The sequence below is a fragment of the Streptomyces albiflavescens genome, from assembly GCF_014645835.1.
Lineage (GTDB): Bacteria > Actinomycetota > Actinomycetes > Streptomycetales > Streptomycetaceae > Streptomyces > Streptomyces albiflavescens.
Map to the genome: position 1 here is coordinate 80,485 of NZ_BMMM01000018.1, position 21,420 is coordinate 101,904.

Genomic DNA, 21,420 nt, shown 5'->3' on the forward strand with positions numbered 1-21,420 from the left:
CGCTCGGAGAGCCGGCGTCGTGAGGGTTGGTGCGTTGGTCGGGGCTGGTTGCTGGTCACCACCGGACCGCACTGCCCGGGCGGTCTCAGATTTCGACAGACTCGCCGATGGCCAGCTTGGCGTAGGCGAGGCCGGGCACGAGCGTGTCGAAGAAGCCGCCGACGATGGCGCGGCCGGCGTCGCTCAGCAGGGCGTCGTGTGTGTTGAACGCGCGGGACGCGCCGACCGCACGGGCGTAGTCGAAGATCTGCGTGGAGTTCGCCCACGGTGCGTGGGAGAGCAGCAGGAGGGTGTCGATCTTCCGTTCCGGGAGGGTGAACGCGTCGCCGGGGTAGAAGAGCTTGCCGTCGTCGAGGACGAAGCCGATGTTGCGGGAGTTGGGCAGCTCCGGATGGATCGGGGCGTGCCACTGACCGTGGGCCTCGACTTCGAATCCGGCCGCGGTGAAGGTGTCGCCGTGCGTGACGGCATTGACCCGGCCCGCGCCGAGCCCGTCGAGCTGCTTGGCGACATCCGGATTGGTCCAGATGCGCAGCCCGGGGTTGACCTCGGCGGCGGCGCGCAGATTCTCCTCGACGAAGTGGTCGTAGTGCTCGTGGGTCACCAGGACGGCGTCGGCGCCGTCAAGGGCTTCGGGCTCGGTGAGTGCCCCGGGGTCGATGACCAGAGTCTGGCCGTCCTTCTCCAGACGGACGGCGGCATGGCCGAACTTGGTGAGTCGCATGACGCTCCTTCTCTTGGACTTGGTGCTCGCGTGGACTTGGTGCTCGCGGTAGGTCGGGGAGAAGGTTCAGGAGGACGTGGCGTCGTCGTGGGTGACGGTGACGACGATCTTGCCGACCTGGCCGTTGGCCTCCATGTAGCGGTGCGCGTCGGCGATGTCCGCGAGGTCGAAGGTGCGGTCGACGACCGGGGTGAAGGACCCCGAGGCCAGGCCCGCGTTGACGAACGCGACCGCGCGGCGTAGCCGCTCGGGGTTCGTGGTGATCTCGAAGAGGGTGTACGTGCTGCTGGTCAGCGCGGGGAAGGACTGCGCGTTGGGCAGCGGGGTGGGGCGCGGGTCGAGGGCGCCGTAGACGACCAGGCTGCCGCCGGGTGCGATGCCCTGGGCGAGGGTCTCGACGCCGGGGCCGGCTACGGGATCGAAGGCCAGACGGACGCCTTCGCCGCCGGTGATCTCCTTGATGCGGGCGGGGAGGTCCTCCTCGTCGGTGACGATGACGTGCGCCGCACCGGCGTCCAGGAGGCGCTGCTTCTTGCCGGCGCCACGCGTGGTGGCGATCGGGATCGCACCGACATGCCGGGCGACCTGGATCGCGGCCAGGCCCACGCTGCTGGAGGCGGCGGTGATCAGCACATGGTCGCCCGGGCGCACCTGGCCGGACTCGGCGAGCGGCCCGTAGGCAGTGATGTAGGCCATCCACACGGCGGCGGCCTGGACGGGGTCGATGTCTGCGGGGCGAGGCACAACGGCCGAGGCGGGAACGATGACATGGTCGCCGTACGTGCCGTACTCGCTCTGCAGGAACGCCGGCACGACCGCGACCAAGTCCCCCTCGGCGAGGTGGGTCACGCCCTCGCCGACGGCCTCGACCACGCCCGCGGCCTCGTAACCGAGCGTGGAGGGGAAGACCGGCTGGTAGAAGTAGCCGCCCTCGCGGTACATGATCTCAGCCCGGTTCAGGCCGATCGCGTCGACGCGGATCCGCACCTCTCCCGCTCCCGGAGCGCCCACCTCCACGTCGCGGAGGGTGAGGACCTCGGGGCCGCCGAGCCGGTCGAACTGTACGAGTCTTGCCATGGCGCATCCGTCCTTGGGACAGGGGTGGGTGACGTGCACCGAGTCGGCTCGGTGTCACTACCCACCCTGCCCCAAGGTTCGATGGCCGTCAAATTTCGACAGTGGTCGAACTTAGGCCTCTCGGGCTGCCTAACCCGCCTCCTCCGCGAGGGAGGCGGCCAGCACGGCCGACAGCAGGCCGGGGAACCGCTGTTCCATCTCGTCGGTGCGCAGCGTGTTCATCTTCGTCGTGCCGACGTAGTACTGCCGGATCACACCCGCCTCGCGCAGCACGTTGAAGTGGTGCGTGAGCGTCGAGAGCGACACCGGCGCATCGAAGGTGCCGCAGCTCTTGTCCTCACCGGCCCGGACCAGCTGCGACACCACCATGCGCCGCACCGGATCCACCAGGGCCTCCAGGACCTGCTGCAGCGAAACCTCCGACAGGTCGGGGTGCTCCACTGTCCGGGCGGCGGTGCGGGGGCGGGCCACGGTAACTCCTTGAGACGGCATCGATGCGGTCAGGCCATAGTACGACCACCATCAAAGAATGGGTCGGCCTCCAGAATCGCTCGCGCCGGTGATCGCTGCACCCGAAGGCGGACGCAAGGGGGGCGCAGGCCACGCACGCGGCGCTCGATTTCGTCGCGGATCGGGCGCACGGCCTCGACGCCCTGGCCGGCCGGGTCCTCCAGCTGCCAGTCCAGGTATCGCTTGCCGGGGAAGACGGGGCAGGTGTCGCCGCAGCCCATGGTGATGGAGACGTCCGACTCCTTGACCGCGTCTACGGTGAGGATCTTCGGGACCTCGGCAGAGATGTCGATGCCGACCTCGGCCATGGCCTCGACGGCGGCGGGGTTGACCTGCTTGCCCGGGTTGGAGCCGGCGGAGCGGACCTCGACACGGTCAGCGACGGGTTTCTTGCATGCGTCACAGATGGCGAGAAGCTCGTGCGTCAAGGCGTTCCCTCCAACGGGTGTGCGGCTACTTCGAGGCGTCCTCGATGGCCTCGAAGATGTCGGCGTCGGTCTCCTTCTGCCAGTCGGGCAGGTCGGGCCAGTCGGCGACGTATCCGGGCTTGGGGTTCTCGAAGTGCTTGTACATCTGGGCGGTCCAGCAGGTGGCGACGAAGCGGCTCTTCTGCTCGCGGGTGAGACGGGAGGCGTGGCGGTCGCTGCGGTCGAGGAACTGTCGCACCTGGTCGAACACCGCGCCGGCGGCCTGGCGCTCCCACTCCGGGGTCTCTTCCCAGGGGGTGATGTAGCCGGGCTTGGGTTCGCCAGGGAAGTGCTTTCGAACGCCGGTGATCCAAGCCTCGCGGAACACTCGTGCGCCCTCGATCTGCGACATGCCTTCCCCTCTCGTCACGTCGTGCACAGTGCGTCGATCTCGGCGCCCAGTTCGACCACACGGGCGTCGCGGGCGAGGGGGCCGAGGTCGGTTCGTAGCCCCTGGAGTTTACGGGCGACGTAGCCGGAGGACGTCGCTTGGGCGAGCTGCAGGGCCTCGCGGCCGTAGACGAGGACCTGGTCCGGATCGTGGCGCTTGGCGCCGATGGAGGCGAGGTCGGTCAGGACTGCGCCGCGTCGCCGGAAGGACTGCCCGGAAGCGAGTACGTCCTGGCTCAAAGCAGTGCTGAGGGCCTTCTCGGCGAGGTCGAGGCGGCCGAGCTGGAGGTAGCGGGCGCCGCGTTCCTCGGCGAGGCGGGAGCCGTCGAAGCGCAGCCAACCACCGTTGTGGCCCCGACTGTTGAGGTCCGTGACCTTCTCTGCCTCGTCCAAGGCGCGCTCGCAGGCGGACAGGTTCCCGAGTCCGGCGTACGCCTCGGCCTGAACGGAGGCGACCCAGTGTCGGGTGGACAGGGAGCTGTCTCCTCGCCGCGCCACCCTCTCAGCAGCCGAGAGTGCGGTGGCGGCCTCGGTGTAACGCCGTTCGTAGAGGTCGACGTATGCGTGTCGGACCAGGGCGCATGCCCAGAGGTCGTAGGACTTGGCTTCCTTGCTGGCGGAGGCTGCGAGCGTGTAGGAGGCTGCTGCGTCGGTGTAGCGGTTGCCGTCGAAGGCCAGTTCGCCGGCGAGCTGGAAGAGGTCGCCGGCTGCGCCGCACAGGGCCTGGGATTCAGTCGTCGGCTGGCCGTCGAGGGTGTCGTTGAGTGCAGTGAGCTGGTCGCGGACGATCGGGTACACGGAGCCCTTGGCGCGGGCAAGTTGGTACACCTGCCACAGGTGGCCGTTCATGCGGAGGAAGTCCTCGGACGTTCCGCGTCGCGCTCCGTCGGTGAGGGCGGCGCTCTCGTCGTCCGGGAGGGCCACCAGGGCGCTGGTGACGGCTATGGCGCGCAGAAACTGGCGTCGGATCATGTCGTCGGGGTCCCCTGAGCCGTGGTGGTCGCGAGGCGGCGACCCTGCCGACTCGGGACGGGCTGCTTGTGGCTGTCCCACCAAGGTGTCGAGTTCGTCAAGGTCGAGGTGCAGCAGCTCGGCCAGCCGTGGCCGTAATGGCGGCTGGGGTGTGGTGTTCCGAGTCTCCCAGCGCCCGATCGTGCGCCGGTCGACGCCGAGGGCGTGCGCGAGCTCTTCCTGACTGTAGCCCAGCGCCCTGCGCCGCTCCGCAAGCCCCATGCCGCCCCCTTTCCACGTTCCTGTCCGTGTCTACCCTGGCGGCGCTGATCTGTCCCATGAGTGTCCCAGGACTGCCTCATGGATGCCGTGGTCCGCGCCAACTCGCTCCGGTTTTCTGGATGTTGTCAGCCACGACAACGGTGGACACCGGAGAAGAGGTGCGGGCATGGGAACACACAGCGCCATGTCGTCCGAGGCGGCGCAATTCCCGATCGTCCTGGAGGCGGTCGACGAGAGCGTGGCCACGGCGCTTGCCGTCGGGCTGGCGATGCCCGATCGCCCGGTGATCGACGCGACGACCCGGGACCTGGTCAGCCACCTCAGAGCGCTGATGGCCGAGGACCTCGGCTTCGACGAGGACCCCGCCGTGCAGGCGCTGTTCCGAGAGGGCTACCGGGTCCTCGACCTGATGCGCCGGCCGACTGCGGAGTCCACCCATTTCGGCGCATACCAGTACATGCGCGACGTCGGCCTGCTGACCAGGCGCTTCGCCGACGTCTACCGCGAGACGCAAGAACAGGACGAAGCCGATGCCTGACGAAGCCCCCACCGATCTGCCCTTGCGCCGGCGTGGAGCGACATTGCCCGAGCAGGAAAGGGCACGGCGCCTCTTCATCAGCCCACCCGGCCTCCCGCCCTTCGTCCGGCAACCCGAGAAGGGCCACCGCGAGCAGTGAAGAAACACATCACGGCCCAGCTCATGTACGTCGTCTCGGTCCTTGCGCTCGGCGTCTCGATCACGCTCGCGGTGTCGCGAGAATGGTGAGACAGGGAAGCAACAGGGGCCGCGGTCCCTACGGCTGGCGGCAGTGGCTGCTGTCAGCCCTGATCATCGCCTCCACCTCACCGGTCGCCTGGGCCTTCTGGTACTTCGACCGCTCCTAGCCCTCGATGGGCACTCGCTGACTCCCGCTCTGGCCGCGCGAGCCCTCAGGAAGACCCGGCTCCCCACCGGGGCGGGCTCAGCAACTCCCCAGCGGCCAGAGCGGGATCCCACCACGGCGCAACCGGCACCCTGCCGACGTGGCAGCAGCACCCCCCAATGAACCCCCGTCCTGGTCGCCGGATCTGCTCGCGGCCGGGACGGGTCCAGGGCTCCGCAGTTCGCGGGGCTCGTCCACTCACTCCGTAGGAGAGGAACAGCCATGAACATCGACGAACTTTTCACCGGCGACCTGGTCACCGGTGTCCCCAGCATGGACGCGGCGCTGCTCGACAAGATGCCCGGCGGCGGCGACAACAACGGCGACCACTGCAGCTGATCAGCCCGTGAGTCCGGTGGAGCAGGGCCGAGCGTCCTGCTCCACCGCCCCATGACTGAAGGGGAAGCAGATGCTTTCGTTTCGTGTGCGGTTGGCCGACACCAGGAACACAGCCTGGCGCTGGGACACGGACCGATGGGTGAGCGGCGAGAGCTGGATCAGACCCGCTCACGCAGCCGTCCTGGAAGCCGAACTAGTGCCGCGCGGCGGATCCGGCGTCTGTGCGCTGGTGAGGGAGGACAGAGGCGGGGAGGTGGAGTTCACGTCACTGCTTCTGCGCCCGGACGAGGTTCAGGTTTCGGCGGGAGTGTTCGGCACCGCGCCGTTGTACCTCGTCGCGGTCGGAGAAGACCTGTATGGGTCCTGGGACTTGGCCGACCTGCGGGTCCACCTGCGACCCGACGGACTCAATCCCCGAGCCGTGGCACGCGCCTTGAGCCGTCGGCACCGCTACGGCGCCGACACACTCTTCGACGGGGTGTACCGGCTCACGGAACGCGCAACGGCCGTCTTTACGGCCGAAGGGCTCACGATCCTCTATCCCGAGCCCGCTCAACATGTGTTGGAACCCCGAAGACTACGCGCGGGTGTTGACCCCGTGGACGTGCTCGATGGGTTGCTGACCGAGGTCGTGGCCGAGTGGCGATCTGCGGTGAGCTGCGCCGGTGTGGAGGTGTCAGGCGGGGCCGACTCGGGCAACGTGGCTCTCTCGGCCGCCGCAGTCGGCTTCGGTTCCGTCCACACGTTCGGGTTGCTCATGGGCGGCCGGATCGGCCGGATGCAGCGAGAGCGCCGCCGCATGATGGTGGATCACCTTGGCCTGCGGGACACTGCCGTCCCGGCCATGCAGTACCCACCGTTTGTGCCCGGTGGGGTACGGGAGCGCGGAGTGCCACACGATCCGGCAGGAGCCTTCTACCAGGAGGCTTTTGATGTCGTGCGCGGACATGCGGCCGCTCGCGGTTGCGAGGTGATCTTCACGGGCGGTGGCGGGGACGAGGTCAACGCCTGCCACTCGCGTACGGACGCCGAACTCCCAGCAGCCGACCTCGTCCCGTGGCTCGGGCGGAAGGCCATCGAGGCCCTGGCCCAGGTGGACGAGAATCTTGCACCCATCCCTGTGCTTCCCGTGCCTACGCTCATGGCCTTCGGCCTGCACAACCCGGCCTACCTGAGACACGGCATCTGGCCGGTCGCCCCGCTCGTCCACCCGCGAGTCGTCCGCTTCATGGAACAGCTGCCGCACGAGCACAAGCAGGGCAAGACGATGTTCCGCAACCGCCTGCGGCGTGCCGGACTGCCCGAGTCCGTCGCGGCCCCGGCCGAACCGGAGAACTTCCTCGCGGTCATGGAGTCGGGCCTGCGACGTTATGGTCTTCCGCTCTTGGACGACATGCTCCGCGAGTCGCTGTTGGTCGACCTCGGCTACGTTGATCCCGTCGCCCTGGCCCAGGCCCGGGACCACGCGGAGCGAGCCCCCGTGGTGCCCGACCTGCTCTGCGACACACTCGCCCTGGAAGTCGGACTCCGGAGCCTTTCATGAGCAGCCTGGACACCGTGGAGGCGGAACGCCTCGAAGCGTCCAACCTCTTCTACCGAGACCCCGCTCTGTATGACAGTGTGCAGGCCGACAGCGACAGCGCGAGCATCTGCCAGGCGCTGATCGACCGGCATTGTCCGGAAGCCCGCACACTGCTGGACTTCGGCTGCGGCACCGGCAGGGACCTGGAGCCGCTGGCCCAGCGCTTCGACTGCATCGGTATTGATCTACAACCTGGTCTGGTCGACTACGCGCGACACACGCGCTCCGAACTCGACCTCCGTGTCGGGGACATGCGCACTGTTCGACTCGGCTGCACCGCCGACGTCCTGGTGTGTCTGGGCAACTCCCTCGCCTACGTGCACGACAACGCTGACGTCCGGGCAACGTTCCAGACCTTCGCCGCGCATGCAAGCCCACACACCCTGCTCGTCCTGTGTTCCCCGGTAGCCCCGATCGACTCCCCGAACCCTCGACAGGCCCGCATCGAGACCCGCCTCGGAGCTGCCACCGTGACCATCAGCTACGAGTGGGATCTGCGGACACAGATCAACACCATGCGTCGGCACTGGGCGTTCGACTCGGGCCAGGAGTGCCACGATGCCATCCGGCGACGTGTCCTCGGCCCTCGTGAACTGGAGTTGTACGCGCTCCTCGCCGGCTTCGAGGTCTTTGAGATTGTCAACGAAACCGGCGCACTGCCTGTCCTGGGTCCAGGCGCCTACACCGTGGCTCGCTACCAAGGGTGAGGCTCCGGCCAATGCTGTCGCGGCATGGCGAGTTGGGCCAATGCCTGAGAGCGGAGGACTCCGCCTGAGCGGCAGGCGGTTGCTCGCTGACCTCGACTGGGCAGCATGGCGGGAAGGAAGCGGGGTCGCCCTCCAGTACGTGCTGAACCCCCAATTGCGCAGCATCGAGGGCATCCGAAAGGACCAGCAGGGATGAGCCAGGGAGTGCCGGTGCCGCAGCACGAACAGCGCCAGATCACCGACGAGCAGTTCCACGACGCGGTGCTGATCTGGGACTACCACCGGATGGGCCACGAGCAGCGGCCCTGCTCGGCGGCGATCGGCCTGGGCAGCCACGACCTGGGCGTGGCCACCACGGCCGCCGTCCTCTACCGCGCCGGCCTCTTCCCGGTCGTGGTTTTCAGCGGCGGAAACAGCGCCACCACTCGCGCCCGCTTCCCCCGTGGCGAGGCCGTCCACTACCGCGAGCACGCGCTGAGCCTGGGTGTGCCGGACGACGTGATTCTCGCCGAGCCGAAGGCGGCGAACACCGGCCAGAACATCACCTTCTCCCGCGCGCTGCTGGCCGAGGCCGGCGTCGACGTGCAGTCTCTGCTGCTGATCTCCAAGCCGTACATGGAGCGCCGTTCCTACGCGACCTGTCGCAAGCTGTGGCCCGAGGTGGAGGTCGTGTGCGCCTCCGAGCCGCTGGAGTTGGACGATTACATCAAGTCGATCGGCGACGAGAGGCTCGTCGTCGACATGCTCGTCGGTGATCTGCAACGGGTGATCGAGTACCCGAAGCTCGGGTTCGCCATTGATCAGGACGTACCGGGGGATGTGTATGACGCTTACGAGCGCCTCCTGGGCGCCGGCTTCGACAGCCGTCTCATCAGCACCTGAGCCGCGCCCCGCCTCGGGCCGCCGGGCGGGGTGTGGGACTGCCAGCACGGCGCCCGCCTTGCGCTCCTGGACGATCGAAAGCGAATCGACTGGCCGCCTAACGGGAAGCTCACCGCCTTGGAGTTCACGCGTGACCGAGCAGACTCTTTCGGGCAAGAAGCCTTTCCTCTACGTCGTCGTCTGCGCGGCCGGAGTTGCTGGCGACGTCGGCAGGCTGATCACCGCCGCGCAGGAGCGGAACTGGGACGTAGGCGTCGTTGCCACCCCGCAGGGGCTGGGCTTCCTCGACGCCGAGGCGATCGAGGCGCAGACCGGCTACCCGATCCGCTCTGCCTGGCGCACGCCCGGTGAGGCCCGCCCTCTGCCGCCCGCGGACGCCATCGCGGTCGCCCCGGCCACCTTCAACACGGTCAACAAATGGGCTGCCGGCATCTCCGACACCCTCGCCCTGGGCATCCTGTGCGAGGCATACGGCATGGGCATCCCCACCACTGTCCTGCCGTACTTGAACTCGGCCCAGGCCGCCCACCCCGCCTACCGTCGGAGTCTGGACCAGCTGCGCGAGATGGGCGTCCTGATCGGCTCGTACGAGCCCCACAAGCCCAAGGCCGGCGGAGGCGCCGACCGATTCCGATGGGAGGAGGCGCTGGAACTCCTCGCCCCGGCGTTGTCCGCGCGGACGTGATCAGCGCCTCTGCTGCCGCTTGGGCTCCGGTGAGAGCGGGGACACCGACACAGTCGGGCGTTGCGTGGCGTGGCGGGCGTTGGCTGCCTGTGCCTGCGGGCCGGGTGCCTGGCGCTGGCCGAGGCGGCGGATTCGCCAGATCAAGGCGCGGGCGGGGCTGCGGGGGTCGTCCAGCGGGCGTTGGCTGAGCGCCTGGTCGAGGAGGCTGGACGCGTTGTGGCCCGCGGCCTCCGCTTCGGCGAGCACGGTGGCCAGGGCATCCCAGGCTCGGTCGTTGAGGATGCGTTCGGCGTGCTGGGGAACCGCCTGCTGGACGTGGTGGGCATAGCGGCGCTTGGCCTGCGCCCCTGGTGTCCGGATGGCGAGGGCGGCTAGGACCGGTTCCGCGACCTGCGCGTATGCGGCTTGCAGGTGGATCAGGGCCTGCTCGGCTGTCGCCTGCTGTTGGGCGTGCTGGCGGGCGCGGCGCCAGTGCCTGGCGTAGGCGACGGGCGCATCAGTGCCCCCAGCGAAACCAATGTGCCCTCAATGTGCCCTGGCCGCCTGACGGCCCTCCTCCGCACATGACGAGGGCGGAGTCTGAAAAACCACCCAAAACCAACCAAACCCCAGGTCAGGGCCAAACCAAGCAATAAGGCTGATGCCCCGCCTCATGCAAACGATGGCTGAAATCCTGCCACTCGTGCAGCAGCTGGTAGACGTTGAAGGCGTCCCGGGGGCCGCCCCGGTCCGGCACGGTGGACCAGATGAAGGCGGCCGCGCCGACCGCTTCCTCGCCGATGCCGCGCAGGGGGTCCACGACGGTCATGGGGAGCTTGACCACCGCGTAGTCGGGGTGGAGGACGACCAGCTCCAGCGGGGGCACCTTGTGGAGGGGGACGCCCTCGATGCCGGTGAGGACCATCGCGGCCATCGTCTCCGGCTTGATCTTGGTGAACATGCCGTTCATGCCGAGCTCGTCGCCGCCGAGTTCCTCGGGGCGCATCGAGATCGGGACGCGGGCCGCCGTCGCTCCGTCCGGCGCGCCGAAGTATTTGTATGTCACCCCCACCCGGCCACCATTCCCGCTCCCCGCCCGCAGCCGGTCGACCGTGCGGTCGAGCCGCTCGGCGTCACCACTCTGCGATCCTTGTGTCTGTCCGGCCCGGGTCTCGGCCGCTTCCTCCGCCTCGCGCCGGTGCCTGCCACGCCGGGCACGCCGAGGACCGAGGTCATCGGTCCCCTCGCCCAGTCCGCCACCGCGATGCATATCTCCACCCGACTGCTTTTCTAAGGCGCGCGACCCCCGCCACGCAACCCGATCATCGTGACAGTGACCTCCCCCACGGCCGCACGCCGAAACGTGCGCTGAAACACCTGTCCGCAGGATCTTCGCGGGCTCTGAGCACCATGAATCATGTGAGCTGTCCGTACGAAGAACCAGTTTCGCAGATGGCCGGGGGGCCGCGCCCGGTTGTCGTACCGGGCAGCGGCCCACGGCGCCCCGCGATGGCCGGGATCTTCCGTATATGGAGCCGTACGTCGAGCGGCGATCCTACGTTCACCGCTTCCGTGCTCTTCCGGTCACGCCGCCCCGCTCTTCCGCTCACGGCCGCCCGGAGCCGCTGGCCTACCCTGAGGAGGTCACTAGCCCCCCGGAGTCGGAGACGTCGCAGGTCATGACAGAACTGCCTTATCCCTACGAAGCCCCAGCCTCGCAGTCGCTGTTCGACCGTGCGGCGGCCGTCACACCCGGCGGCGTGAACTCTCCCGTGCGCGCCTTCCGTGCCGTGGGCGGTACGCCCCGGTTCATGGTGTCCGGCACCGGTCCGTACCTGACCGACGCCGACGGCCGTGAGTACGTGGACCTCGTGTGCTCGTGGGGGCCGATGATCCTCGGGCACTCCCACCCCGAGGTCATCGCCGCCGTCCAGGAGGCCGTCTCCCGCGGTACGTCCTTCGGTACGCCCAGTGAGGGCGAGGTCGCGCTCGCCGAGGAGATCGTCGCGCGTGTCGAGCCCGTCGAGCAGGTCCGGCTCGTCTCCAGCGGCACCGAGGCGACCATGTCCGCCATCCGCCTCGCCCGCGGGTTCACCCAGCGGTCCAAGGTGATCAAGTTCGCCGGCTGCTATCACGGGCACGTGGACTCGCTGCTCGCCGCGGCGGGCAGCGGCTTGGCGACCTTCGCGCTGCCCGACACCCCCGGCGTCACCGGGGCCCAGGCCGGCGACACCATCGTCCTGCCCTACAACGATCTCGAAGCCGTGAACGCCGCCTTCCACGCGCACCCCGGCGAGATCGCCTGTGTGATCACCGAGGCCTCGCCCGGCAACATGGGTGTGGTGCCTCCCGCGCCCGGCTTCAACCAGGGCCTCAAGGACGCCTGTGCCAAGAACGGCGCCCTGTTCATCTCCGACGAGGTGATGACGGGCTTCCGCACCAGCAAGGCCGGTTGGTACGGGATCGATGGGGTACGTCCGGATCTCATGACCTTCGGCAAGGTCATGGGCGGCGGCTTCCCCGCCGCCGCCTTCGGTGGCCGCGAGGACGTCATGGCGCACCTCGCTCCCGCGGGGCCGGTGTACCAGGCGGGCACGCTGTCGGGTAACCCCGTCGCGACCGCCGCCGGGCTCGCCCAGCTGCGGCTGCTCGACGACGCCGCGTACGACAAGGTCGACGCGGTCTCGGAGCGGATCCGGACGCTGGTGACCGAGGCGCTCACGAAGGAAGGCGTGGCGCACCGGCTGCAGAGCGCCTCCAACATGTTCTCCGTGTTCTTCACCGGGCGTCAGGTGCGCGACTACGAGGACGCCAAGGGGCAGGAGTCCTTCCGGTACACCGCGTTCTTCCACGCGATGCTGGCGCAGGGCGTGTATCTGCCGCCGTCCTCCTTCGAGTCGTGGTTCGTGTCGACGGCCCACGACGAGCAGGCGGTTCAGCGGATCGCCGACGCCCTTCCGGCGGCGGCGCGGGCAGCGGCGGAGGCCACGGCATGAGTGAGCACATCAACAACAGCGACATCACCGTCGTCCACCTGATGCGGCACGGCGAGGTCGCCAACCCGGACGGGGTGCTGTACGGGCGGCTGCCCGGGTACCACCTGTCCGAGCTCGGGCGGCAGATGGCCGACCGGGTCGCCGAGCACCTCGCCTCGCGCGATGTCACGCATGTCGTCGCCTCGCCCCTGGAGCGGGCGCAGGAGACGGCCACCCCGATCGCCAAGGCGCACGGTCTGGACCTGGCGACCGACGGGCGGCTCATCGAGGCCGACAACGTCTTCCAGGGCAAGACGTTCGGGGTGGGGGACGGCGCGCTGCGGCGGCCGGAGAACTGGAAGCACCTCGTCAACCCGTTCAAGCCCTCCTGGGGCGAGCCGTACGTCGAGCAGGTCGTACGGATGATGGGGGCGCTGGATGCCGCCAAGGACGCCGCTCGCGGGCATGAAGCGGTGCTCGTCAGCCACCAGTTGCCGATCTGGATCGTGCGGTCCTTCGTGGAGAAGCGGCGGCTGTGGCACGACCCGCGCAAGCGGCAGTGCACGCTGGCGTCCCTGACGACCTTCACCTACCGGGGCGACAAGATCGTGTCCGTGGGTTACACCGAGCCCGCCCGCGATCTGGTGCCGGCCCATCTCCTCGCGGGCGCCAAGCCGGTGAAGGGGAAGGACAAGGCGTTCGGCGCGTAACGGCCGCGCGGGGGAACGGATGCGGGAGTGCGTACGTCTCTCCTAAGACGTACGCCCCGTCACAAAGCGTATGGGGTCGTGCTATATCAGCGTAACTTCGTAAAATCAGTTAAATATGCGTGAGTTTGACGGAACCTCCGTCTTCATCGCGCCCTCTCACTAGGTGCCGGCTGGGAGCCAGCTGAGAGGGCGCGATGAAATGGGGGACCGCATGCGGGACATCAGCCGGAGGGGAATGATCGGCCTCGGGGCAGGTGCCGCGGCCGCGCTGGGACTTGCCGCGTGCGGTACCGCACAGCTAGACGGCCCGAGCCGGGGCGGCGGTTCCCGGAGCGGGCGGCCCGGTGCCCCCAAGCACCCCGCACGTCCCATCGGTGACGGCTCCACCGCCTACACCGGCAAGCAGCCGAACCAGCCGAAGAGGCCCGAGCCGCTGGAGCCCGGCGAGACCCCTCCGCAGTTCGTGATCTTTTCCTGGGACGGGGCGGGAGAGGTCGGGACCGGCCTTTTCGACCGCTTTCTCCAACTCGCCAAAGACCACGACGCGCACATGACGTTCTTTCTCTCCGGGCTGTATCTGCTGCCCGAGTCGAAAAAGCGCATGTATGTGCCGCCCAATAACCCCCGGGGCGCCTCGGACATCGGCTATCTCACCGACGAGCACGTCAAGGCGACGCTGAAGCTGGTCCGCCGGGCCTGGCTCGAAGGCCATGAGATCGGCACGCACTTCAACGGCCACTTCTGCGCGGGATCCGGCACGGTCGCCAACTGGACGTCCGCGCAGTGGCGCAGCGAGATCGACCAGGCGAAGGCCTTCGTCAAGGAGTGGCGGACCAACACGGGGTGGACCGACCTGCCCGCGCTGCCCTTCGACTACGAGAAGGAACTCATAGGCGGCCGCACCCCGTGTCTGCTCGGGCAGAACAACCTGCTGCCCACCGCCAAGGAACTCGGCTGGCGCTACGACGCCTCCTCGCCCGGCGGCCGTCAGCGCTGGCCGCAGAAGAACCAGGGTCTGTGGGATCTGCCGCTGCAGGCGATGCCCTTCCCGGGGCACACCTTCGAGGTGCTCTCGATGGACTACAACATCCTCGCCAACCAGTCGATCAACTCGACCAAGGCGCCCTCCTACAACTACCCGGCCTGGCGCACCCAGGCGACGAATTCCTACATATCCGGGTTCAAGAGGGCGTACGAGACAAATCGTGCTCCCTTCTTCATCGGCAACCACTTCGAGGAGTGGAACGGCGGTATCTACATGGATGCCGTTGAAGAAGCGTTCAAGCACATCGCGCGCGAGAAGGAGAAGGGTGCGGACGTGCGCCTTGTCTCCTTCCGGCAGTTCGTGGACTGGCTGGACGTGCAGAAGCCCGAGGTGCTGACCAGGCTCCAGTCGCTGGACGTGGGACAGCAGCCGGCCGGCGGCTGGAAGTCCTACCTGGGTGGACAGGCCGCCTGAGATACCGGAGACGCTGGGTGGACAGGCCGCCTGAGATACCGGAGACGCTGGGTGGACAGGCCGCCTGAGATACCGGAGACGCTGAGTGGACAGGCCGCCTGAGACGCCGGAGACGCTGAGTGGACAGGCCGCCTGATATGCGGGTTTCCGCCCGCAAGGGGGGTGCGGAAGATCCCCGAAACGGGCATGCGAAACTTTTCACATGAGTGCCGCCTGCCGTGCCGACCAGCGCCCGAACCGCACCCGTAGCCGCGCCGCCCTGCTCACCGCCGGGGCCGCCGTCGCCGCGCTCGTCCTGACCGCGTGTGGTTCCGGGGGGACCTCCGGGGGAGCGGGCAACACCAACTTCGTCGCCGGCAAGGACGGTGTCGACACCGCCGCCAAGGGGGAGCGGGCGGCCATCCCAGACCTCTCCGGCAAGACCATCGACGGCAAGCAGCTCGACGTCCGCGACTACAAGGGCAAGGTCGTCGTCCTCAACGTCTGGGGATCCTGGTGCGGGCCCTGCCGCGCCGAGGCCAAGAACCTGGAGACGGTGTATCAGGACACCAAGGACCAGGGCGTGCAGTTCGTCGGCATCAACACCCGCGACACCAGCACCGGCCCGGCCGTGGCGTTCGAGAAGGAGTTCGGGGTCACCTACCCGAGTCTGTACGACCCGACGGGCAAGCTGATGCTCCGCTTCAAGAAGGGCACGCTGAACCCGCAGTTGATCCCTTCCACGCTCATCATCGACCGGGACGGGAAGGTGGCGGCCCGGACGCTGCAGGCGCTCGGCGAGGACAATCTGCGCAAGATGCTCGCCCCCGTGCTCGCGGAGAAGTGACCTGACGTGTCCCTTCTCGCCATGACCCTGGCCGAGGCCACCGGCAAGAACGAGACGGTCTACAGCGGCGCTCTGCTGATCGCCTTCCCGATCGCCGTGGTCGGTGGACTCGTCTCCTTCTTCTCGCCGTGCGTGCTGCCGCTGGTGCCCGGCTACCTCTCGTACGTCACGGGTGTCAGCGGCACCGATCTGGCGGAGGCCAGACGGGGGCGAATGGCGGCGGGCGCGGCCCTGTTCGTACTCGGCTTCACCATCGTGTTCGTATCCGGCGGAGCGCTCTTCGGGTACTTCGGCTCGACCCTGCACGAGCACCAGGCGATCCTGTCCAAGGTGCTCGGCGTGCTCATGATCCTCATGGGCGTGTTCTTCATGGGGGGCATGCCCTGGCTCACCCAGCGCGAATTCCGCTTCCACCAGCGGCCGTCGGCCGGTCTGGCGGGCGCTCCGCTGCTCGGCGCGCTCTTCGGGATCGGCTGGACCCCGTGCCTCGGCCCGACCCTCTCCTCCGTGCAGGGTCTCGCCATGAACGAGGCGAGCGCCGGCCGTGGGGCCATACTGACCGTCGCGTACTGCCTCGGTCTCGGCATCCCCTTCGTCCTCGCCGCGGTCGCCTTCCGCAAGGCGCTCGGCGCATTCGGCTGGGTCAAGCGCCACTACACCTGGGTGATGCGGATCGGCGGCGGCATGATGATCGCGACCGGTCTGCTGCTGCTCACCGGTGCGTGGGACAGCATCGTGCAGCAGATGCAAACCTGGTCCGACGGCTTCACGGTAGGGATCTGACCCATGAGCACCACTGACACCGGCAAGACGCCTGACACCGCGAAGGCGCCTGACACCGCGAAGGCGCCGGATCCCGCGGCCGCCAAGCGGCACGTCGGTGTGGCCGCCGACGGCGAACTCGGCGAAGCGGGATCCCAGCTGTCCACCGCACCGGTGGACACGGCGGTGCCCGGCTCCTTCGGCGGGGCGCGGGCACCCGGCGCCAAGGGATGGATCGCCTGGACCGGGCGTGAGGTCATCGGCTGGGCCCGCTGGTTCTGGCGGCAGCTGACGTCCATGCGGGTCGCGCTGATCCTCCTCTTCCTGCTGTCGCTCGGGGCCATTCCGGGGTCACTGATTCCGCAGTCCGGCACCGACGCCCAGAAGGTGGCGGACTTCAAGGACGCGCACAGCGTGCTGGGGGCGGTCTACGACAGGCTCGGGCTGTTCCACGTGTACAGCTCCGTGTGGTTCTCGGCGATCTACATCCTTCTCTTTGTCTCGCTCATCGGCTGCATCGTGCCGCGGACCTGGCAGTTCGTCGGGCAGCTGCGCAGCCGTCCGCCGGGCGCGCCGAAGCGGCTGACCCGGCTGCCCGCCTATGCGACCTGGCGCACCGAGGCCGAGCCGGAGCAGGTCCGCGAGGCCGCGCTCAAGGTGCTCAGGCAGCGGCGGTTCCGGGCCCATGTCGACGGGGACGCGGTCGCCGCCGAGAAGGGCTACCTCCGCGAGACCGGCAACCTGCTCTTCCACATCGCGCTGATCGTGATGCTCGTCGCCTTCGCCTGGGGCCAGCTCTTCAAGTCCGAGGGCAACAAGCTGATCGTCGAGGGTGGCGGCTTCTCCAACACGCTGTCGCAGTACGACGACTTCAAGTCGGGCAACCTCTTCAGCAACGACGACCTCACGCCGTTCAGCTTCAACCTCAAGAAGTTCACCGCCACCTACGAGCGGACCGGGCCCAACAAGGGCACTCCGCGCACCTTCCAGTCGGACATCACGTACAGCGTGGGCGCCTACGGCAAGGAGAAGAAGACCACCGTCAAGGTCAACGAGCCGCTGAAGATCGGCGACTCGAAGGTCTACCTCGTCAGCCACGGCTACGCGCCCGTCGTCACCGTCCGCGACGGCAAGGGCAACGTCGTCTTCCACGAGGCCGTGCCGATGCTGCCGCTCGACGCGAACGTCACCTCGCAGGGCGCGATCAAGGTCATGGACGGCTACAAGAACGGGCAGGGCCGCAGCGAGCAGCTCGGCTTCTCCGCCTTCTTCGTGCCGACCTTCGCGGGCGCCGGCAAGGGCACCATGTTCTCCCAGTTCCCCGCGCTCGACTTCCCCGTGCTCGCGCTGTCCGGCTTCCACGGCAGCCTGGGGGTCAACTCGGGCATTCCGCAGAACGTGTACCAACTCGACACCTCCCGGATGAAGCAGTTCAAGGATGCGAAGGGCGACATCCTCAAGAAGAGGCTGCTGCCCGGCGAGACCATGAAGCTGCCGAACGGCGCCGGCTCGATCACCTTCGAGAAGGACATCAAGGAGTGGGCCGGCTTCCAGGTCACCCAGCAGCCCGGCAGCGACTGGGCGCTGGCCGGAGCCTTCGCCGCGATCTTCGGGCTCGCCGGCTCGCTGTTCATCCAGCGTCGCCGTGTCTGGGTGCGGGCCACCACCGGCGCCGACGGTGTGACCGTCGTCGAGATGGCGGGCCTGGGCCGCAGCGAGTCCGCGAAGCTCCCCGAGGAGCTCGGCGACCTGGCCGCGCTCGTGCACGAACAGGCGCCCAGCGCACCCGACCCCGATCCGGACACCCCCGACCCCGATCCGGACACCCCCGACCGAAACGCCGTACCTTCCGCCGAAGGGGCTGAGAAGCAGTGACTCTCGCCACCGCAACCAACGAACACCTCGCCAATATCAGCAACACGCTGATCTACTCCGCGATGGCCGTCTACACCCTGGCCTTCTTCGCGTACATCGCCGAGTGGCTTTTCGGCAGTCGGAGCAAGGTGGCCCGCACGGCCGCCGCGCTCACCGAGAAGCCCGAGAAGCCCGAGAAGGCAAAGGCCGCGGCCCCTGCGGTCACCGTGAAGAAGGCGGGCGGCACCACGGTCCTGGAGCGGCCGAAGGTCGTCACCCGGTCCGCGATCGGCGCGCGTGACGTGCCCGACGGGCCCGGCGCGCACGGCGGGGACGAGCAGGGCGACCTCTACGGGCGTATCGCCGTGTCCCTCACCGTGCTCGCCTGGGGTGTCGAGGCGGCCGGTGTGATCTCGCGCGCTCTGTCGGTGCGGCGGGCGCCGTGGGGCAACATGTACGAGTTCAACATCACCTTCTCCACCGTGGCCGTCGGTGTGTTCCTCGTGCTCCTCGCGCTGAGGAAGAACGTCCGCTGGCTGGGCCTCCCCCTGGTCACCACGGTCCTCCTCGATCTCGGTCTCGCCGTCACTGTCTTGTACACCGCGAGCGACCAATTGGTTCCCGCGCTGCACTCGTACTGGCTGTACATCCACGTCTCGACCGCGATCATCTGTGGCGCCGTCTTCTACGTGGGCGCCGTCGGCACGCTGCTCTACCTCTTCAAGGACTCGTACGAGAACAAGCTCGCGAGCGGCGGTCAGCCGGGCCGTTTCGCGACCTCGGTCATGGAGCGGCTGCCCGCCTCGGCCTCGCTCGACAAGTTCTCCTACCGCGTGAACGCCGCCGTCTTCCCGCTGTGGACCTTCACGATCATCGCGGGTGCGATCTGGGCCGGCGACGCGTGGGGCCGCTACTGGGGCTGGGACCCCAAGGAGACCTGGGCCTTCATCACCTGGGTCGCCTACGCCTGCTATCTGCACGCCCGCGCGACGGCCGGCTGGAAGGGCCGCAAGGCGGCCTACATCGCCCTGATCGCCTTCGGCTGCTGGCTGTTCAACTACTACGGGGTCAACATCTTCGTGGGCGGCAAGCACTCCTACGCGGGCGTGTAGCCGCCGTATCCCTCTTCGGACCGAGGCCGGTTTCCTGTGACGTGAGTCATCGGAACCGGCCTTCGTCGTTAACGGGCAGGTCAGAGGCCCTAAGGGGTGCAGAACTCGCGCTCACGGGCCACGCTGGTGTCATGACCCAACCCACCCGGTCCATCGAACAGGGCGCCACGGAGATCCGGGGTGACGCGCAGGTCGTGCACTACCTGCTGCGGTTTCCCCAGCCTGTGGAGACGGTCTGGACGGCACTGGCCACCCCCGATGGCCTGCGGGGGTGGCTGACCGTCGCCGAGGTGTTCGAACCGCGGCTCGGCGGTGCGGTCACCCTGCGTGGACTGGGCCCCGGCCGCATCACCGCCTGGGACGTGGAGCGGGTCGCCGAGTACACGGTGGAGGGCCGGGGGCGGGTCCGGTTCCATCTGGAGCCGGGGGCAGCGGACGGCACCGGCACCACGGTCCGCTTCACCCACGAATTCGCCCACGAATTCGAGGGGGAGCGGGAGCAGCCCGACTGGCGCGCCCGCTTCGAGCGCTTGGTCACGGCCCTCGACGCCGGGACGACGGCAGGCACTCCCGACGCCAGCACCTAGGACGGCGGCAGGCACTCCCGGCGACCGCGCCTAGGACGGCGGCAGGCACTCCCGACGGCAGCACTTAGGACGGCGGCAGGCACTCCTGCGCCGGAGGCTTCCCCTCCGGCCAGGCGATCTTCACGAAGCGCGAGCGGCTGTCGGGGGTCAGTTCCACGATCGGTACGGCCTTGTCGTACGGATTGCCGTGGGCGTCCAGGCAGATCCACCCGCTCGCCCCGTTGACCCGCAGCTGCTTGCCCTTCACCTGCGGCCACTGGAGCCCCACGTCCGCGAGGGCCGGGATCTTCCCGGTCGGCGACGCCCCGCGGATGCCGTGCACGGCGAGTCGCATCGCGTCGTACGCGATGATCAGCTGGCCGTCGTCCAGGGCGACCTTGCCGACCGGGCCGACCGGCTCGCGCCCGGCGCTGTCCAGCAGCGCCTGGAGCACCCGCGCGTCGGCCGCGCTGCCGCCGGTCTTCGCGGTGTCGCTCACCCAGGCCTCCGGGTGGGCGAGAGCCGTGTAACGCACGGACAGCAGGGGGTCCTTGAGGGCGCGCGGATCGAGTTCCTTGTCGCCGGCCAGGTACGAGCCCTCGTCGCCGGTGAGCACCGTGAAGCGGCGGTCGACGCAGCCGCGTGCGCCCAACGCGTTGATGAACTGGCGTAGTTGGGTGTGCCGGCCGGCAAAGAGGATGGTGTCCGTGCTCTTCGGTGTGGTGCACAGAATGGTGGTGATCTGCGCGAAGACGTTGGCGGTACTGCCCTCCTTGCTGCGGTCGGCGGGCGGCGTGAACGGCTGGGCCTCGTAGCGGGAGCCCGTGAGCATCTTCTCGAAGGACTTCTGCAGGGTGCGTGTGTACGGGTCGCCCGTGCGGTCGTAGACCAGGAACGCGTTGGCGGCCGACACCTTGGCGAACGAGGCGAGGGCGCGGGCCTCGTCGGTGTTGGTGGGGGAGACGCGGGCGAGCCCGGGAAAGGGGTCCTTGCCGTTCTGGCCGTTGGCGAGGTCGTCGGCGGTGATCGAGCTCCCTATCACCGGGATGCCGCGCCGGGTCAGCTCCTTGACGGCCTTCTTGTTGTTGTCGGTGCTCAGACCGACCCCGGTCACCGCGCGCAGCCGGTCGGGTCCCTTCGTCATCCGCTCCAACCGGTCGACGGTCTGCTGCCAATGTGCGCCGGTGGCACCGGGGTTGGCCAGCACGAGGCGGATCTTCGGCTTCAGGCCGTTGGCGTCGTGGTTGGCCTGGTGCTGGGCCAGATAGGCGCCCTGGAGCTCGTGCAGCACATCGGCCAGGTTGTCGGCGTCGGTCGCGGTGAAGGGTTCGAGCAGCGCGACGGTGACGTAACTGCCGGGCTTCAGCCGGTGGTTCTCACGGTTGATCGCCTGGACCGTCTCGGCGAACTGGGGACGACCGAAGGCGTACGTCGTCCACGAGACGCCCACGCACTCGTCGCTGCCCTTCGGCTGGACGACTCCCGGGGCGCAGGAGCGGTCCTCCTTCGTGGCCGTCATGCCGCCCCAGATGCCGAGGGCCGCGAGGACGGCCGCGAGGCTCAGCGCGACATACCGGCGGAAACGTATCTCCCAGACGTCCTCGCGCAGCCATGTCCACACACGCGCCATCAGTGGCCCCCGTCCTCGCACAGCCGCG

The 21,420-nt window shown here is 68.6% G+C and carries 22 protein-coding genes and 1 pseudogene; 14 read left to right on the forward strand and 9 right to left on the reverse strand.

Annotated elements, in window-relative coordinates; translation table 11 throughout:
- Nucleotides 1–85 precede the first annotated feature (85 nt).
- From IEY95_RS37595 to IEY95_RS37620, 6 genes are all read right to left on the reverse strand, one after another.
- Entirely contained in the window at nt 86–724 is a 639-nt protein-coding gene (locus IEY95_RS37595) for an MBL fold metallo-hydrolase (protein ID WP_189190699.1), read from the reverse strand.
- A gap of 66 nt (nt 725–790) precedes the next feature.
- Nucleotides 791–1,801 (reverse strand): zinc-dependent alcohol dehydrogenase family protein, encoded by a 1,011-nt coding sequence (locus tag IEY95_RS37600; protein ID WP_189190700.1) that lies wholly within the window; start codon nt 1,799–1,801, stop codon nt 791–793.
- A 129-nt stretch (nt 1,802–1,930) separates the two neighbouring features.
- Complete coding sequence (locus tag IEY95_RS37605) at nt 1,931–2,293, reverse strand: ArsR/SmtB family transcription factor (protein WP_189190701.1); 363 nt, start codon at nt 2,291–2,293, stop codon at nt 1,931–1,933.
- 8 nt (nt 2,294–2,301) lie between these two features.
- Nucleotides 2,302–2,739: an arsenate reductase/protein-tyrosine-phosphatase family protein gene (locus tag IEY95_RS37610; RefSeq protein ID WP_229703615.1), complete on the reverse strand. Its 438-nt coding sequence runs from the start codon at nt 2,737–2,739 to the stop codon at nt 2,302–2,304.
- Nucleotides 2,740–2,764: 25 nt separating this feature from the next.
- Nucleotides 2,765–3,130 carry a hypothetical protein gene (locus IEY95_RS37615; RefSeq protein ID WP_189190702.1) on the reverse strand — a complete coding sequence of 122 codons (366 nt, stop codon included), beginning with the start codon at nt 3,128–3,130 and terminating at the stop codon, nt 2,765–2,767.
- A 14-nt stretch (nt 3,131–3,144) separates the two neighbouring features.
- On the reverse strand, nt 3,145–4,401 hold the full coding sequence (locus IEY95_RS37620; RefSeq protein WP_189190703.1) for a helix-turn-helix transcriptional regulator: 1,257 nt from the start codon (nt 4,399–4,401) through the stop codon (nt 3,145–3,147).
- Nucleotides 4,402–4,567: 166 nt separating this feature from the next.
- Between IEY95_RS37620 and IEY95_RS37625 the strand changes: the two genes are divergently transcribed.
- The 6 genes from IEY95_RS37625 (at nt 4,568) to IEY95_RS37645 (ending at nt 9,519) form a co-directional block, all read left to right on the forward strand.
- A complete protein-coding gene (locus IEY95_RS37625) occupies nt 4,568–4,939 on the forward strand; it encodes a hypothetical protein (RefSeq protein ID WP_189190704.1) in 372 nt (123 codons plus the stop codon).
- Between the two features lie 221 nt (nt 4,940–5,160).
- On the forward strand, nt 5,161–5,286 hold the full coding sequence (locus IEY95_RS50265) for a hypothetical protein (protein WP_268240539.1): 126 nt from the start codon (nt 5,161–5,163) through the stop codon (nt 5,284–5,286).
- Between the two features lie 447 nt (nt 5,287–5,733).
- On the forward strand, nt 5,734–7,206 hold the full coding sequence (locus IEY95_RS37630; RefSeq protein ID WP_189190705.1) for an asparagine synthase-related protein: 1,473 nt from the start codon (nt 5,734–5,736) through the stop codon (nt 7,204–7,206).
- A complete protein-coding gene (locus IEY95_RS37635) occupies nt 7,203–7,952 on the forward strand; it encodes a class I SAM-dependent methyltransferase (protein WP_189190706.1) in 750 nt (249 codons plus the stop codon). Before IEY95_RS37630 ends, IEY95_RS37635 begins: the two co-directional genes overlap by 4 nt.
- Before the next feature lie 192 nt (nt 7,953–8,144).
- A complete protein-coding gene (locus IEY95_RS37640; RefSeq protein ID WP_189190707.1) occupies nt 8,145–8,834 on the forward strand; it encodes a YdcF family protein in 690 nt (229 codons plus the stop codon).
- Nucleotides 8,835–8,964: 130 nt separating this feature from the next.
- Nucleotides 8,965–9,519 (forward strand): flavoprotein, encoded by a 555-nt coding sequence (locus IEY95_RS37645; protein WP_189190708.1) that lies wholly within the window; start codon nt 8,965–8,967, stop codon nt 9,517–9,519.
- Here IEY95_RS37645 and IEY95_RS37650 read toward each other — a convergent pair.
- Together IEY95_RS37650 and IEY95_RS37655 are read right to left on the reverse strand one after the other, a co-directional pair.
- A pseudogene (locus tag IEY95_RS37650) lies at nt 9,520–10,008 on the reverse strand (mobilization protein); the annotation flags it as partial.
- A gap of 124 nt (nt 10,009–10,132) precedes the next feature.
- Nucleotides 10,133–10,768, reverse strand: a complete 636-nt coding sequence (locus tag IEY95_RS37655) for a hypothetical protein (RefSeq protein WP_189190709.1) — start codon at nt 10,766–10,768, stop codon at nt 10,133–10,135.
- 409 nt (nt 10,769–11,177) lie between these two features.
- On the opposite strand from IEY95_RS37655, the gene hemL reads away from it, so the two are divergent.
- From hemL to IEY95_RS37695, 8 genes are all read left to right on the forward strand, one after another.
- Nucleotides 11,178–12,494, forward strand: coding sequence for a glutamate-1-semialdehyde 2,1-aminomutase (gene hemL, locus IEY95_RS37660; protein WP_189190710.1), 1,317 nt, complete (start codon nt 11,178–11,180; stop codon nt 12,492–12,494).
- The gene (locus tag IEY95_RS37665; RefSeq protein ID WP_189190711.1) at nt 12,491–13,183 is read left to right on the forward strand and encodes a histidine phosphatase family protein; all 693 of its coding nucleotides are present in this window, start codon (nt 12,491–12,493) and stop codon (nt 13,181–13,183) included. The genes hemL and IEY95_RS37665 overlap by 4 nt, the downstream gene beginning before the upstream one ends.
- 211 nt (nt 13,184–13,394) lie before the next feature.
- Complete coding sequence (locus tag IEY95_RS37670) at nt 13,395–14,642, forward strand: polysaccharide deacetylase family protein (protein WP_189190712.1); 1,248 nt, start codon at nt 13,395–13,397, stop codon at nt 14,640–14,642.
- A 202-nt stretch (nt 14,643–14,844) separates the two neighbouring features.
- A complete protein-coding gene (locus IEY95_RS37675; RefSeq protein WP_189190713.1) occupies nt 14,845–15,468 on the forward strand; it encodes a TlpA family protein disulfide reductase in 624 nt (207 codons plus the stop codon).
- Between the two features lie 21 nt (nt 15,469–15,489).
- Nucleotides 15,490–16,251: a cytochrome c biogenesis CcdA family protein gene (locus IEY95_RS37680; protein WP_189190843.1), complete on the forward strand. Its 762-nt coding sequence runs from the start codon at nt 15,490–15,492 to the stop codon at nt 16,249–16,251.
- Between the two features lie 3 nt (nt 16,252–16,254).
- On the forward strand, nt 16,255–18,105 hold the full coding sequence (gene resB, locus IEY95_RS37685) for a cytochrome c biogenesis protein ResB (protein WP_189190714.1): 1,851 nt from the start codon (nt 16,255–16,257) through the stop codon (nt 18,103–18,105).
- Entirely contained in the window at nt 18,102–19,196 is a 1,095-nt protein-coding gene (ccsB, locus tag IEY95_RS37690) for a c-type cytochrome biogenesis protein CcsB (protein WP_189190715.1), read from the forward strand. The genes resB and ccsB overlap by 4 nt, the downstream gene beginning before the upstream one ends.
- Before the next feature lie 131 nt (nt 19,197–19,327).
- Complete coding sequence (locus IEY95_RS37695) at nt 19,328–19,783, forward strand: SRPBCC domain-containing protein (protein ID WP_189190716.1); 456 nt, start codon at nt 19,328–19,330, stop codon at nt 19,781–19,783.
- Between the two features lie 64 nt (nt 19,784–19,847).
- On the opposite strand, the gene IEY95_RS37700 is transcribed toward IEY95_RS37695, so the two are convergent.
- On the reverse strand, nt 19,848–21,392 hold the full coding sequence (locus tag IEY95_RS37700) for an ABC transporter substrate-binding protein (RefSeq protein WP_189190717.1): 1,545 nt from the start codon (nt 21,390–21,392) through the stop codon (nt 19,848–19,850).
- Between the last annotated feature and the right edge of the window lie 28 nt (nt 21,393–21,420).

Bases quoted from the DNA above. Each gene is read 5' to 3' on its own strand.
- IEY95_RS37700 (WP_189190717.1), bottom strand. From the start codon at position 21,392: ATGGCGCGTGTGTGGACATGGCTGCGCGAGGACGTCTGGGAGATACGT.
- IEY95_RS37675 (WP_189190713.1), top strand. From the start codon at position 14,845: ATGAGTGCCGCCTGCCGTGCCGACCAGCGCCCGAACCGCACCCGTAGC.
- IEY95_RS37620 (WP_189190703.1), bottom strand. From the start codon at position 4,401: ATGGGGCTTGCGGAGCGGCGCAGGGCGCTGGGCTACAGTCAGGAAGAG.
- IEY95_RS37625 (WP_189190704.1), top strand. From the start codon at position 4,568: ATGGGAACACACAGCGCCATGTCGTCCGAGGCGGCGCAATTCCCGATC.
- IEY95_RS37695 (WP_189190716.1), top strand. From the start codon at position 19,328: ATGACCCAACCCACCCGGTCCATCGAACAGGGCGCCACGGAGATCCGG.
- IEY95_RS37600 (WP_189190700.1), bottom strand. From the start codon at position 1,801: ATGGCAAGACTCGTACAGTTCGACCGGCTCGGCGGCCCCGAGGTCCTC.
- IEY95_RS37635 (WP_189190706.1), top strand. From the start codon at position 7,203: ATGAGCAGCCTGGACACCGTGGAGGCGGAACGCCTCGAAGCGTCCAAC.
- IEY95_RS37640 (WP_189190707.1), top strand. From the start codon at position 8,145: ATGAGCCAGGGAGTGCCGGTGCCGCAGCACGAACAGCGCCAGATCACC.
- IEY95_RS37615 (WP_189190702.1), bottom strand. From the start codon at position 3,130: ATGTCGCAGATCGAGGGCGCACGAGTGTTCCGCGAGGCTTGGATCACC.
- IEY95_RS37595 (WP_189190699.1), bottom strand. From the start codon at position 724: ATGCGACTCACCAAGTTCGGCCATGCCGCCGTCCGTCTGGAGAAGGAC.
- IEY95_RS37680 (WP_189190843.1), top strand. From the start codon at position 15,490: ATGACCCTGGCCGAGGCCACCGGCAAGAACGAGACGGTCTACAGCGGC.
- IEY95_RS37605 (WP_189190701.1), bottom strand. From the start codon at position 2,293: ATGCCGTCTCAAGGAGTTACCGTGGCCCGCCCCCGCACCGCCGCCCGG.
- IEY95_RS50265 (WP_268240539.1), top strand. From the start codon at position 5,161: ATGGTGAGACAGGGAAGCAACAGGGGCCGCGGTCCCTACGGCTGGCGG.
- hemL (WP_189190710.1), top strand. From the start codon at position 11,178: ATGACAGAACTGCCTTATCCCTACGAAGCCCCAGCCTCGCAGTCGCTG.
- IEY95_RS37670 (WP_189190712.1), top strand. From the start codon at position 13,395: ATGCGGGACATCAGCCGGAGGGGAATGATCGGCCTCGGGGCAGGTGCC.
- IEY95_RS37665 (WP_189190711.1), top strand. From the start codon at position 12,491: ATGAGTGAGCACATCAACAACAGCGACATCACCGTCGTCCACCTGATG.
- IEY95_RS37655 (WP_189190709.1), bottom strand. From the start codon at position 10,768: ATGCATCGCGGTGGCGGACTGGGCGAGGGGACCGATGACCTCGGTCCT.
- IEY95_RS37630 (WP_189190705.1), top strand. From the start codon at position 5,734: ATGCTTTCGTTTCGTGTGCGGTTGGCCGACACCAGGAACACAGCCTGG.
- resB (WP_189190714.1), top strand. From the start codon at position 16,255: ATGAGCACCACTGACACCGGCAAGACGCCTGACACCGCGAAGGCGCCT.